Annotated in this window: 13 protein-coding genes; 5 read left to right on the top strand and 8 right to left on the bottom strand. The window is 49.0% G+C overall.

What is annotated here, in order from left to right; all coding sequences use genetic code 11:
- Positions 1 to 93 precede the first annotated feature (93 nt).
- A complete protein-coding gene (locus tag MR847_RS02675) occupies positions 94 to 504 on the top strand; it encodes a hypothetical protein (protein ID WP_287722876.1) in 411 nt (136 codons plus the stop codon).
- Between the two features lie 72 nt (positions 505 to 576).
- Here MR847_RS02675 and MR847_RS02670 read toward each other — a convergent pair whose 3' ends face one another.
- Together MR847_RS02670 and MR847_RS02665 are read right to left on the bottom strand one after the other, a co-directional pair.
- A complete protein-coding gene (locus MR847_RS02670) occupies positions 577 to 1,086 on the bottom strand; it encodes a type IV pilin protein (RefSeq protein ID WP_287722875.1) in 510 nt (169 codons plus the stop codon).
- Positions 1,087 to 1,460: 374 nt separating this feature from the next.
- Positions 1,461 to 2,615, bottom strand: coding sequence for an Rpn family recombination-promoting nuclease/putative transposase (locus MR847_RS02665; RefSeq protein ID WP_287722874.1), 1,155 nt, complete (start codon positions 2,613 to 2,615; stop codon positions 1,461 to 1,463).
- Positions 2,616 to 2,731: 116 nt separating this feature from the next.
- Here MR847_RS02665 and MR847_RS02660 point away from each other — a divergent pair, with 116 nt between their 5' ends.
- Complete coding sequence (locus tag MR847_RS02660) at positions 2,732 to 3,394, top strand: HAD family hydrolase (protein ID WP_287722873.1); 663 nt, start codon at positions 2,732 to 2,734, stop codon at positions 3,392 to 3,394.
- Positions 3,395 to 3,503: 109 nt separating this feature from the next.
- Here MR847_RS02660 and MR847_RS02655 read toward each other — a convergent pair whose 3' ends face one another.
- Together MR847_RS02655 and MR847_RS02650 are read right to left on the bottom strand one after the other, a co-directional pair.
- Entirely contained in the window at positions 3,504 to 4,826 is a 1,323-nt protein-coding gene (locus MR847_RS02655) for a COG3014 family protein (protein WP_287722872.1), read from the bottom strand.
- 109 nt (positions 4,827 to 4,935) lie between these two features.
- A complete protein-coding gene (locus MR847_RS02650; protein WP_106519993.1) occupies positions 4,936 to 5,547 on the bottom strand; it encodes a penicillin-binding protein activator LpoB in 612 nt (203 codons plus the stop codon).
- A 165-nt stretch (positions 5,548 to 5,712) separates the two neighbouring features.
- On the opposite strand from MR847_RS02650, the gene MR847_RS02645 reads away from it, so the two are divergent.
- The 3 genes from MR847_RS02645 to MR847_RS02635 are packed head-to-tail and all read left to right on the top strand — an operon-like array spanning position 5,713 to position 7,108.
- On the top strand, positions 5,713 to 6,261 hold the full coding sequence (locus MR847_RS02645) for a hypothetical protein (RefSeq protein WP_100425170.1): 549 nt from the start codon (positions 5,713 to 5,715) through the stop codon (positions 6,259 to 6,261).
- Positions 6,258 to 6,686: an RrF2 family transcriptional regulator gene (locus tag MR847_RS02640; RefSeq protein ID WP_287722871.1), complete on the top strand. Its 429-nt coding sequence runs from the start codon at positions 6,258 to 6,260 to the stop codon at positions 6,684 to 6,686. Before MR847_RS02645 ends, MR847_RS02640 begins: the two co-directional genes overlap by 4 nt.
- Positions 6,683 to 7,108, top strand: coding sequence for an RrF2 family transcriptional regulator (locus tag MR847_RS02635; RefSeq protein WP_276999894.1), 426 nt, complete (start codon positions 6,683 to 6,685; stop codon positions 7,106 to 7,108). Before MR847_RS02640 ends, MR847_RS02635 begins: the two co-directional genes overlap by 4 nt.
- A 180-nt stretch (positions 7,109 to 7,288) precedes the next feature.
- Here the strand turns inward: MR847_RS02635 and cysS are convergent, their stop codons facing one another.
- Genes cysS through MR847_RS02615 form a run of 4 tightly spaced genes read right to left on the bottom strand, consistent with a single transcriptional unit; the run spans position 7,289 to position 13,203 of the window.
- Positions 7,289 to 8,704, bottom strand: a complete 1,416-nt coding sequence (gene cysS / locus MR847_RS02630; protein WP_100425173.1) for a cysteine--tRNA ligase — start codon at positions 8,702 to 8,704, stop codon at positions 7,289 to 7,291.
- A 21-nt stretch (positions 8,705 to 8,725) separates the two neighbouring features.
- On the bottom strand, positions 8,726 to 11,164 hold the full coding sequence (locus MR847_RS02625) for a DUF3536 domain-containing protein (protein ID WP_287722870.1): 2,439 nt from the start codon (positions 11,162 to 11,164) through the stop codon (positions 8,726 to 8,728).
- A gap of 21 nt (positions 11,165 to 11,185) precedes the next feature.
- Positions 11,186 to 12,232, bottom strand: a complete 1,047-nt coding sequence (gene queA / locus MR847_RS02620; RefSeq protein ID WP_241899469.1) for a tRNA preQ1(34) S-adenosylmethionine ribosyltransferase-isomerase QueA — start codon at positions 12,230 to 12,232, stop codon at positions 11,186 to 11,188.
- Complete coding sequence (locus MR847_RS02615; protein WP_276999901.1) at positions 12,229 to 13,203, bottom strand: helix-turn-helix transcriptional regulator; 975 nt, start codon at positions 13,201 to 13,203, stop codon at positions 12,229 to 12,231. Before MR847_RS02615 ends, queA begins: the two co-directional genes overlap by 4 nt.

The raw sequence follows: 13,203 nt of genomic DNA, 5'->3' as shown, positions 1-13,203 counted from the left end.
AGCGCAAAAATATCCAAGGACGCGCATCATCATTCAAGGGGATCACAACCCGATTATATCACCAATAGAATTCCAAGAAAAATTCTATAGAAGATGGGTCCCCTTCGCAATTTTGAACTAAAACAGCATAAATTTACCACAACCTACGTGAAGTTGCAGCAGGCTTATTTCGCTGAATCCGGCAAGGCTGGTGGTTGGACGCTCATCGGTTACACCGCTCCGAACGGCGGTGAAACGACGAACTTCTTCTATGGTATCGGTTCTATCGGCACACAAGCTTCCGTGACGGTTTCTGGCAGCACTCTCGGTTGGTCCGCTTCTAACCGCACCGCATTGAACGAATGCACTGCTGGTTCCGCCAACACCAAGGAATTTACTGCCGCGAGCAACTGGAACGTGTATCTTAATGCTGGCGAAAGCGTTCAGGATGTAGCCTTCTCTGCAAGCGCTACCGGTGCAGGTTGCGTAGCCCTTACTCCGACTTTCGACAAAATCGGCAAGTAATCGCCTAATAAAACACAATAAAAAAGAGCTCTCCAAAGAGGGCTCTTTTTTTATCCTAAACTTTGCTAGCTATTACTTGCCGATCTGATTCCAGTTCGGAGTGAGCTGTAAGCAGGTTTGATCAAGAGTACTCGGAGTGAAGGTTGCCTCACCAGCAGCTGATCCTGATTTAACCGTAATGGTCCAATGGTCGCCCGGATTACAATCGTTCAATTTAGCTTCGTTGTGGGCAGTAAAACCGACCTTTCCCGTTGCATCCAAAGCTGCAGTGTTGTTGGCATATCCGGTTGCATCCTTGTAGCTGAAATTATTCGTTTTAGACGATGCACCACCGGTAGCATCAGTAGCGTTCGTATTGTTGCCAGGGCCCTTATAACCAATAACAGACCAAGTTCCAATAGCTACTGCTTCAGAAACATAAGCCTGTTGCAACTTCACGTAGGTTCCAGCAGCTGGACCGACTTCGGAAGCCTTGGACTTCGCGATCATGCCGAAGAGCTTAGGAACTGCGACAGCAGCGAGAATACCGATGATGACCACGACGACCATCAATTCAATAAGAGTAAAACCTTGTTTCTTCATAATTGAACTCCTTGTTTTAAAGGTTTTGTTGCTTTTGATCAACACGGATAATATATACGTTTTGTTTTAAAGAAGCAATAGTTTTGTCATCATCTTGTCATTTTTTAGTCACGCAAATGCAAAAACTTGCGAATTTCTTTAAAAATCGGCCATTTTAGCATTCCAAATTGGACTAAACTTTCATTTACAAGATCGAGAAATCGGCGAAATTTTGGGATAAAAAAGTCCAAAATTACGTTTATATGACAACATTTTCTGATTTTATCCCATAAATGGAGCCTTTCAATTGTCATGAAAACGTCATGACCGAATTCTGTTGGCACGCAAAAGGCCCTTTCAAGAGAAAGAGCCTTTTCGGTTAATTTATTCACATTCTAAAGAGTTTTCAACTCTTCTTTCGAAAGATGAATTCGGGCCGCAATTTCATCTAACGGGACTCCACTCGCTTTGAGAAGTTTCGCAACATGTCGCTTTTCTTCTTGTAGGCAAGACTTTTCCGCTTGAACGCGGGCGTTTTCTTCTTGAATGCGAGCAGCTTCCTCTTGAATGCGGGCGTTTTCTTCCTGTAGGCAAGACTTTTCCGCTTGAACGCGGGCATTTTCTTCTTGAATGCGAGCAGCTTCCTCTTGCATGCGGGTATTTTCTTCCTGTAGGCGAGACTTTTCCTTTTGGAGGCGAACGTCTTTTTCCTGCAAACGTGCGGATTCTTCCTGCAAACGTGCGGACTCTTCCTGCAAACGTGCAGACTCTTCCTGCAAACGTGCAGACTCTTTTTCGCGGTAGCTCTGTATCGCGTACGCATCCCACTTGGCTTTCTGTGCAGCGTCAATCATCTTCTGTTCCTCTTTACTGAATTTAGCTAATTCAGCAGTGCGGAACAAGAGCTCGAAAGAGGAGCCTGTATACTTCGAAGGCATCTTCCGAAGTTCCTTAATATGACAGAGAGCGTACAAGCATTTATCCAGATCTGTTTCAAGCTCTTCAAGCTTCTTTCTGAATTTCGGAAGTTCCACAAACACAAAGTTCAGCGTCTGTGAAATTCTCGCGCCATCCTTTTCCCGAAGCATCGCTTTTCGGAGATACTTGTCCTGCTCATCAAACACGCTGAACTCCATAAACATCACCGTGATCACAGGATCTAAACTGTAGCTGTAACCGCGTCCTCGCTCCCCTTGCGAAACAACCGTCTGGGAAGCATAATAGATCGCACGGTTCACGATATTTTCTTGCGGAGCAATCTGCACTTCGATAATAAATTTTCGCTTTTTCGTGTCTACGCAGTGCAGGTCAAATATCGTCGTGCGGTTTTCGTTCGATCCGTCATTATGCTCCTTGTTGCGGGACTGTACGTCTTCAATCGGTTCGTCGATTTCGCCTTCGAGCAGCGCATTCAAAAGTTCAATCAGGCACACCTTATTTTGCGTATCGGGATTGAACGCCTTTTTAAAGGTCAGATCCAGCAGCAGGTCCGCATAAACGCCCGAGCCCCTGTAATCCTCGTAATTATCTGGAACATTCGTCGTCTTCATCTTTCTTCATCAACGGGAACGCCCCCGCAAAGCAGGCGAAGATTTCCTCACCTGTATTTAAAGACGCTCGAGAAGGCGATTCGTCTACTTAAAAAATGAAAAACTAAATTTTCCCTATGCAAGCGATTATCTTCGACCTGGACAACACACTCTATCCTTACACGCCTTGCGACAACGCTGGCCGTGATGCGGTTTACTCTTACCTCTATCCGATTTGCCAAATACCGCGCAATGAGTTCGTAAAACTCTACGTTGAATGCGACATGGAAACAAAGCGTTTGAATCCGCTGACCGCGGCGGGCCACAACCGCATTCTCTTTTACCATCACATGTGCGAAGTGCTGAACTTGCCAGGCGAGATTTACGACATCCCCATGTACAACGCCTACTGGGACGCCTACCTGAACGCGATGCAAATTTTTCCGGGAGCGTTTGAACTTTTGCAAAAGCTCAAAACGAAAAAAATTCCTCTCGGTATCTGCTCCGATTTAACATTGCACATTCAGATTCGCAAACTTCAAAAACTTGGACTTGTGGGAATCTTCGACAAGATTACCGTGAGCGAAGAAGTAGGCGCAGACAAACCTGCCGCCATCATGTTCACAAGCATTGCGCAAAAGCTTGGCGCAGACCCCAAAGACTGTGTCATGATTGGGGATAATTACAAGCGCGATATTCTAGGAGCAAAATCCGTCGGGATGCAAACGATTCTCTATGGCAAAAAACACGAAGGTACGGCCTCCGCGCAAAATTTTACTGAACTCGCTCAAATGTTATAATCTGTTTGCTTCGCCCGCAATGGCATTCCGCTGTGTCATAACGAGCCGATGGCGTGGTTATCGCAAGGACTCGTCTACTGTCATTGCAAGGAACGAAGTGACGCGGCAATCATCTGATCGCCGGGACAACAATGACGGACTTGTCGCCAGCCTTCACATGTACGGTATAAGTGTATTCTTTCACGGCGCTGCCGTTGCTGTTCGTCGCAAGAACTTTAACCGTATGCGTCCCCGGTTTTGCAGGCACACGAGCCATACGCACCTGATGTGGCAAGAAGAGCGCGACGCGCAAATCAGCCTGTTCCAGCTGGCCTGCGGCCACATCCGTTCCAATACTTGTCACCAGGTTCAAAAAAACGTTATCCGTTTCCATCGCCTTCTTTGCCTGCTGAGCGGCAATCGTGCGAGTAATGACGCGAACCGCGGTGCGGCCGAGCGTTGTTGCACGTTCCTGCTTCAAATTCTTCACAAGCTGCTGCGTGTTGTCTACATAGACTTCCGGCTTGTACGGCAAGCGCTTATCATCAATCCGAACTTCAAAGCCTTCTACAACGTGCGGCACATCCTTGCGTTCCGGAATTGCAATCGTCACCGAAAACGTCGTTCCACCGTGAGAGCCGACCGCTGTTGCCGGGAACGGAATCGTCAGTCCATCGACCTTGCCTGTTTGCGGATTCTTGCCCATTACATTCAAAACGCCACCGCGTACATAGGTTCCCGAAAGCATCCATTCACCGAGAATGGCGCTGTGGCCTGCATAACCGATAATTACGATTTCACCGTTACCCGTTTCTGCCGTCATCGGCACAATCATCGGGGCTTTCCCGTTCGCAAGTCCAATACTCTTTAGATCGTCGGCACGCCCTTCTTTTTCAAGCGTGTTCTTGATAAAGGCTTTCGCTTCTTCCGGAATTGGCATGCCTTCTTCTGCATAAGCCTTTGCCGTTTTGTAGTAAGCAATCGCAGCATTATCCCTTTCGCCTTCCATTTCATAAACAAGGCCGATCAGATAACGGAGATATCCGGCATCATTTGTTTTGTCGTTATCCTTCTGGTAAAGAGCCTGCAAGGCAATGTCCGAAGCTCTCGCTTCCACCAGGGCGCCGTCGATATCTTTCATCGCCAAATAGTTGACGATATTCATTTCGTAAAGCGCTAAAATTTCAAACGGGCGCGCGCGATACGGACGCACATTATCATTCGTAATCACCGAAGCCGCTTCATTCGTTACGGACTTCGTGTAGAGATCTTCATAAACCTGCTTCGCCTTTTCAAATTCCGCGGCACTTTTTTTGTAGTCGCCGTTGTAATGGTATAGCGTCGCTAAGTCAAAGTGATAAAGGAACAAGGTATTGTCGCCATAAAGATCCTCTTTTTCTCCCTGTACCTTGCTGATTGCCCCCGAGAAGCCATCCTTTTTGAGAGGTTCCAAAAGAGCTTCATATCGCACCATCGATTTATTGGAGCAGGCGATAAAAAGAAAGGAGCAAAGAACAAACAAAAAAAACCGGATCTTCATGGTAACAGTTCCTAACTTCGAATTACATCTTCACCGAGGAACGGCTCATGTACTTCTTGATTTTCTTATCGCCGATCCAGACGGTCTTGTGGGTCTGAATGTCGACAAGCTGAAGGTCGATCTGGTAGAACACGACCTGTTCGCCGCCTTCCTGGTCCACGATGGAATTGAGGCTACCGGTGAGCATCAGGTCTGCACCGATTTCCTGACCGGCTTCCTTACGGGTTTCTTCCGTTGCATTTCCAGACTGGGAAGCGAGTTCTGCGCGGAGTTCGCCACGTTCTTCAGCATTCGCAACAAAATCCACCTTGCCGGAGTTGATGAGAGCGCGTTCCATATCCTTGATGAAGGTTTCCACGTTGATGTGTTCGTGGCTCTTGTTGCGGACACTGCCGATGACGACGGTCGGGAGTTCACCGTTCTTCGTGTTCAAAAGCTTATTGTACCATGGACGAGCAATGCAGTCCTGGATCATTTCTTCTGCAACGAGACGGGAGTCTGTATCGTTCCATTTACCGGAAAGATCGGTCACGGATTCGGATTCGATACGGGTGACTTTTTTACCGCCGCCGGAGCAAGCGACGAGAGCGGTCATAGCAGCCATGAGCACAAAAAGGCGAAGAATTTTAGACATATTTACCCTTTGTTGAATTGTGAGTTTAGGGGAAAATATAGTAAAGCATTCCTTTTAAAACACAAAATGACGCTTTATCCAAGAAGAAGACAATTCCTAGCGGTTCACTAAAGTTTTTGATTATTTTTCTATATTGCAGAATGGTCTGCATTGGGAGACTCTACTATGAAAAAGATCATGATTGCCATTTGCGCTTTAGCCGTACTCAGTTTTGCAGGGGAAGGACGCTCTGTTTATAGCCCATTCGCCAGCTACGGTTTGGAAATCAGCGTCGTAAAACCTTTGAGCGATGCTTGGAAAAGCAACCGCACTGCCTTTGGCAATGTAAACTTCATCAGCAATTTCCAGATTCTGCCGTACACAAGCGTGACGGGCGACATAGGATATTCTTTTCCGGGAAACGGTTTCGACGCAAAGATCGGTTTGCAGCAACAGCTCTTGCCGACAGACATTGCGCCTTTTGTCGGCGGCATGGCCGGTGTGCAGGCAATTCCGGAAGATGACTTTGCGGATTCCTTTGAAAAGCGCATCGGTCCGACCGTGGAAGCAAATGCGGGTTTATACTTCTTTAGAGAATCTTGGATTTCCCTCCGACTCAAAGGATCCTACCAGTGGACCTTTGCCGACGAAATGAATCACGGCTTTGGTGTATCGCTCGGCATTCTTTTTGCCAATTCACGCCCAGGCTTGAAAGCGATTGATGTGAGCAGATGAAGATTTCAACACGTGGACAGTACTCTTTGGAAGCGCTGCTGTGTCTAGCGACAGCGACAGAGGATAAGCCTTACAGCATCCACACGATTGCCGAAAAGACCCATATTTCGGACGGCTACCTGGAACAACTCTTTATTCCGCTGAAAAGATCGGGATTTGTAACGGGAAGCCGAGGCGTACAGGGTGGATACAAGCTTGCCAAAGCTCCACAGGAAATTACTGCCTATCAGGTGTTGAACTTGATGGAAACGACTCTCCACAGCATTCCCTGCTTGAACGGTGACGAATGTTCCAAATTCGAAATCTGCGAAAGCCGAACGGTATGGGAAGACGTAGAGACTTCAATCGAAAGCGTCATTCATGCGATCACGCTCGCAGACCTTGTCTCGATTTACCGCAGCATACAAGGAGAAAGCGCCGCATGAAGATTTCGACCAGAGGCCGTTACGGAGTTCGATTCTTAATCGACGTTGCAGAACAAGGGCTTGACACGCACACGACCCTCGCAGAAATTTCTAAACGTCAAGACATTTCTTCCGCCTATTTAGGACAGATTGCCGTCTCGCTCAAGCGCGCCGGCTACATTCGATCCATCAAAGGGTCTAACGGCGGGTTCATTTTGGCAAAGCCCCCCAGCGAAATCCAACTGCACGATGTCCTCAGCAACTTGGAAGGAGATTTGACGATAGTCGATCCGCCTCTCCCCACCGAAGAAGAAACCGACTACCGTAAAGCAATCCGCATCGGTCTTTACCAAAAAATCGATGACGCCATCACACAGGCACTCAGAGCGCTGACGTTAGAAAAGCTGCTCTCGAAGAAAAATTTGCAAAGCTATTTTAATTAACACATTGGAATTCTTGTCAGCCGCTCTTGATGTTCTGTTTTTGCAGATTACAAACAACAGTCGGATTCATTCCTTGCAATCACTCGCATGCGACCTTGCAGAACCTCCAACCGATACTGCGTTTTACCCGCTTCTTTTTTCGAAAAGCTGAGCTTTGATAACTGTCAATTGACATTATCGTTACACCCTTTTCCAGCTGGTTCCGTCCTTCGAGTCCTTGATTTCAACGCCTTTTTCTTTGAGCAGGTCGCGGATGCGGTCGCTTTCTGCCCAGTTTTTGGCCTTGCGAGCTTCCGTGCGCTGGCCGATTAAAGCTTCGATTTCCGCGGTGTCGTCGACGGCGTTCGGGTCCGGCTTCTTCACAAATTCTTCGCGAGGATGATCGAGCTTCAGCCCGAGTACCTTGTCGAAGTCTGCAACGAGAGCCGCCTTTTCACCTTCAGAAAGTTCCGTTTTCAGAATGCTGTTCAAGATTCCAAGGGCGCGTGGCATATTCAAATCGTCACCGATTGCATCCTTGAATTCCTGTTGCCACTTCTTGGCTTCTTCACTTTGAATCGCAGTCGCCTTGCCGATCAGCGGATCGGTCTTTTTGTGAAGGCTCTTCAAAGCTTCACGGGCGCTGTCGAGAGATTCAAAGCTAAAGTTCAAGTAGTTGCGGTAATGGCTGGTGAGGGCGAACAAGCGGTAATCCATCGGGTTGTAACCCTTGTCCATGAGAACGCTCACCGTCAAGAATTCGCCCGAACTCTTGCTCATCTTGTTTCCGTCCAAGCGCAAAAATTCACCGTGCATCCAGAAACGGGCAAACGGTTTTCCGGTTGCGCATTCGCTCTGAGCAATTTCATTTGTATGGTGAACGCGCACATGGTCCGTTCCGCCGCAATGAATGTCGAGCGTCGGGCCGTTGTACTTCATCGCCATTGCGGAACATTCAATGTGCCAACCCGGGAATCCGATTCCCCACGGGCTGTCCCATTCCATCAAACGTTTCTTGTCCTTCGGGCTGAACTTCCAAAGAGCAAAGTCCGTCGGGGCACGTTTTTCACCCATGTCAATGCGGGAGCCCTGCTGAAGGTGTTCCACGTCCAAACGGGCGAAGTCAGCGTAATGCTTGTCCTTCAAACTGTCAAAGTAAATACCGTCCGAGGTGCGATAGGTGTAACCCTTTTCTTCGAGAGTCTTCACCAAATCGATTTGTTCCTGAATGTGATCGGTCGCCTTTGTCCAACGAGTCGGTTCTTCGATGTTCAAAGCGTGCCAGTCCTTCATAAAGGCGTCGGTATAGTACTGAGCGATTTCCCACACGCTCTTGCCTTCACGGGCTGCACCCTTTTCCATCTTGTCGTCACCGGTGTCGCCGTCGCTTGTCAAATGCCCGACGTCCGTGATGTTCACAATGTGGTTCAGTTTGTAACCATAATATTCGAGAGTTCTACAGAGCGTATCTTCGAAAATATAGGTGCGCAAGTTGCCGATATGCGCATAGTGATAAACCGTAGGACCGCAGCAATACATCTTCACGGTATCGTTACCGGGGAGAAGGCTGAACGGTTCTTTTTTTCGAGATGCTGTATTGTAGAATGTGAGAGCCATAGTATCCTTCAATTTAGGAAATTAACGTTCCTTGGAACGGCGTTCAAAGTTGAGCCAGTCAAACATCGGGAGCAAAGTGCGGTTATGCGGGTCTTCCGGGTTCTCAATGTACTTCTGGTAAATCGGGAACACCTGATTTTCGAGCGTTGTCTTGTCGATGTACAAGTGCAACCAGCCCGCCATCGAGATGAGGCCTGTGATATGCGAAATCACATTTTCATCGTATTCCGAAGATGCCTTGGCGATGAGTTCCGTAAGTTTCTTGTGGAACATACGGCCCGTGCCGCCGAACGAGAACTGCGTGCGAAGATCCGTCGCTTCATCCACAAGTTCGTGCACATCTTCCAAAAGTTCCGCATCGTGACCCTTCAAATACTGCAGAGCCATTTCGTGAATTTTTGCATTGATTTCGAGCGAAAGCGCCTTGCGCATCGTATCGGTAAGCGTGTGATCCTGGTCAGCGAGCGAATCGATCGAAAGGCCCTGCGAAAGAGCAAAGCCGTTGAACGACTTCGTGACGCTTTCCAAGCGGGACTTCGTCAGCAAAATGTTGATATGGCGCAGAGAATCGCTCATCAAATGACGCATGCGAAGCACGTAAGCGGTCGGGAACTGCACCTGCAACTGCTTAAACGAAACATTCTGATTCGGCACAAAGCTCACCGAAGCAGGATCCGTATCGCTGAAGACGACCGACGTAATTCTGCCCATCGAATCGCTCAACGTGAGAATCGTCGCTTCGGTCTTTTCACCGATATCCTTGTCGTCGAATGTCACATGGACAACCGTTTCAAACTTGCGAGAAGCTACAACCTTTGCAGAAATACGCGAATCGAGCTCTTCCGGATTTTCGTACTTGTCGAGTCCCATGTGCAAAACGACAGCCCGCTCCGCAAGAAGCTTGAGCGCGACCGGCATGTCCGGCATCGCATAGCGCACAAAGACTTCCGTACCGCTCCAACGATGTTCATTGGAAGTAGCGCGTCCGAGAATACTCATAAACTGGTCGCGAATCGGATGGTTGATCGGGAGGAACGGGCGGAGAAGTTCCATGGCACGTTCCGCATAGCGCATGTTCTGTACCGGTTCAAGACCTTCGATGTCGTTGAAGAACCAACCGCAGCTCGTAAAGGTGAACAGACAGAACTTTTCGATTTCCATCAAACGAATCGCCGTTGCACGAGCTTTTTCATCGCTCGGGTCGCGCAAGATTTCGTTCAAGAAATTTTCCTTGCGCTCCTTTTCTTCCGGCTTCACGAGGACGTCCACGTAAAGGTTGCGGGCGTCCCAAGCGTTGACCTTGCCGATTTTTTCGAATTCACGCAGGAACACGTCATCGGCAAACTTTTTCAAGAAGTTCATCGCATCACGAAGCGGCGTGCGCCACTTTTGATTCCAGTCCGCACCGCCGCCCGTTGAGCAGCCACAGTCACGGTACCAACGTCCCACGCCGTGTGCACAGCTCCAGGCGCAGCCTTCGGAATGTGCGTTCTTCAGTTGCACTTCGTACTGCGGCGGGAACTTTTCAAGGAACCAGCCAAAGTTCACCGGGATCATATTGTGCTGAGGAGCGTAATGGTTAAAGAGCCAAGCGGCACACATGTCGCCGAACGGTTCGTGGTGACCGTAAGATTCACCATCCGTTCCGATGCTCACCAGCTGAGGTTCGTCGCGGTTCGGGTCAAAAGCATCTTGGATGCGCTTACCAAAAACATTGGCGTCGCGGAGAAGATGTTCAAATCCGACAGCGCTCGAAAGCCACGGGTTGTAGAAAAAAACGTCCAGGTAACCATCGCAGATCTTGTTGCCTTCGGCGTCGACCGGGAAGATGCGGTACGGACGGGTCGTATCGATGTCCGTATTTTCACAACCCTTCCACGCATCATTCGTGCCGCCGAGCGGACGGAACTTTAAAGCCTGTGTCGGAGAAAGGATGGTGAACTTGATACCTTCGCGAATCAGATCCACCACCGTATCCATGTTGATTGCGGTTTCGGCGAGCCACATCGCTTCCGGCTTTCTGCCAAAATGCGTTTCAAAATCCTTGATGCCCCAACGGATCTGCGTAATGCGATCTTCTGGCGAAGCGAGCGGCATAATGATGTGGTTATAAACCTGAGCGATTGCGTTGCCGTGTCCAAGGCGCCGGACCGTTTTTGCATCCGCTTCTTGGATGCGACGGTAAGTGTCTGGCAAATGTGTGCGGATCCAACCCATCAGGGTCGGGCCCATGTTAAAGCTCATGTATTCATAGTTATTGACTATGTCCTTGATACGTCCACCGCCCGAAAGAATGCGGCTTGCGGCATTCGGGCTGTAGCACTGGGCAGCGATTCGGTCGTTCCAATCGTGGAACGGTGCGGCGCTTGGCTGATTTTCAATTTCACCCGTCCAAGGATTTTCACGAGGTGGCTGGTAGAAGTGTCCGTGAATTGCGAAGTAAAGTGGTTGTTTTGCCATAATCTTACCGTGGTGTAAACCTTAAAGAATTAACATACCATCGCCGTAACTAAAGAGGTGCAGTTGATGTTCCACTGCATACTTGTAAGCGGCAAGCGTATTTTCTCTGCCGTAGAACGCGGCGACGAGAAGAATCAAAGAACTTTTGGGCCAGTGGAAATTCGTGAGAAGTCCATCGGTGATTTTATAACGGTAGCCCGGATAGAAGAAGGCGTGGGTCACACCGGTTTCTGCCTTGAGTGTCCCATCTTCGGCGGCAATCGTTTCGATGACGCGGGTGCTCGTCGTTCCGATCGGCACAATGCGCCCGCCCGCCTTGCGAGCGTTGTTGATGATGTCCGCATTTTCCTGCGTGAGTTCGTAATGTTCGCCGTGCATTTTGTGTTCACGAAAATCTTCTTCCGAAATGTTCTGGAATGTTCCCGGTCCCACGTGGAGAGTGACCTCTGCGATGAGGACGCCTTTTGCCCTGAGATCGTTGAGCATTTCCGCGCTAAAGTGGAGGCTCGCCGTCGGAGCGGCAACGGCTCCATTGTATTTGGCAAAGATCGTCTGGTACGCCTTTTTGTCTTCTTCGTCGTCCGGACGGTTGATGTACGGAGGAAGCGGAACGTGCCCCTGCTTGTTCATAATCGCTTCGAGTTCGACCGGAGTCGTGTCAAAGCGGATCACACGGGCGCCGTCTGGATTGATCGCTTCCACGGTCACCTTGACACCGGCAATTTCCAGTTCACGTCCAATCTGGAAAGCTTTACCCGGACGCACCCAGGCTTCCCAACGGGCGTGCCCCTGTTCATCGGGGAAAAGCGTCTGCACAAGCAGCACTTCCACTTCACCGCCGTGCATCGTGTGCCCGTAAAGGCGTGCCGGTATCACCTTCGTATTGTTCACCACAATGCAGTCACCGGGGTTAAAAAAGTCCACAATCTTCGGGGCAGGAACTATTTCGAGCGGGCCGCCGTTCTTGGAACAGTGCAGAATTTTCGTCTTGCCCTTGCCCGGCGTGCGCGAAGCAATCAGTTCCTTGGGGAATTCAAATGAGTAATCAGACAGATGTGTCGATATCATGATAATGCTTCACTTGATTTTTTTAGCTGTAACCGCAGCCTTTCTTTAAGGCTTTCCGGTTCCAAAATTTTCACATCCGGAAGAATACCGAGCAACCAACCTTCGAGATCCGGAGTATCGCAAATATTCAATTCTACGGTCATCGGGTTCTGCTTTCGAATTTTGATCGGCGGATTAAAGTGCGCTTCCCGAAGCTGCGTCTGCAACCAAGAAGATTTCACTTCCATCACAAGCTTGATCTTCGGAAAATCCTTCCCTGTATATTTGCCAAAGCAATTCGCGTAAAGGTCTTTGTAGCTGAACGGAATTTCGGGGAAGAATCCGCCGGTCTTGCGGAAGTTCCGAATACGGCGCACGGCGAACAAACGACGTTCCATCTTACCTTCCCCCAGCTCTACATAGGCGACAAGGTAAAGCGTGTCCACACGCAGCACAAGCTTGACCGGACAAATGTCGATTTTTTCTTCCGTTGCATTGTCGTGCGCAGAAACGTATGTAATTTTAAGCTTGCTGCGGTTCTTAATCGCGTCCAGGAACTTGTCAATTTCCGTTTCGCGGAACTGCAAGTTTTCGCTGTATTCCGAGAACGGTCCAAGGTCCACAACAAAATCGTTATCCACGTTGATGGCGTGATTTGCGGCTTCGACGGATTCCGATACTTCGCCGTTTAATATCTTGATCGCCTTTTTGATGCTCTTTCCGTGAGCGACGCCCATGTTGTCCAAGACTTTTTGCGCCGACTTCAGTTCTCGTATCAGAGATTCCGGGCGCTTCGGCACATCGGGCGAAATGAAGAAACGGTGCGTTTTCTTATCTTGCTTTAGACCGCAGTTTTCCCCTTCGAGCGTGGTGATGTAGCGGTAGATCGTGCGAATGTTGCAGTTCATGTAATCGGCGAGTTCTTGGATACTCGTCGGATGTTCCTGCAAACGCTTTTTCACCTGATTGAGTTTATCATAAGTCGAAGACAT

The sequence above is a fragment of the Hallerella sp. genome (assembly GCF_022776125.1).
GTDB classification, from domain to species: Bacteria; Fibrobacterota; Fibrobacteria; order Fibrobacterales; family Fibrobacteraceae; genus Hallerella; species Hallerella succinigenes.
The sequence above is the reverse complement of the archived record's forward strand: the minus strand, read 5'-3'. Positions and strand labels throughout refer to the sequence as shown.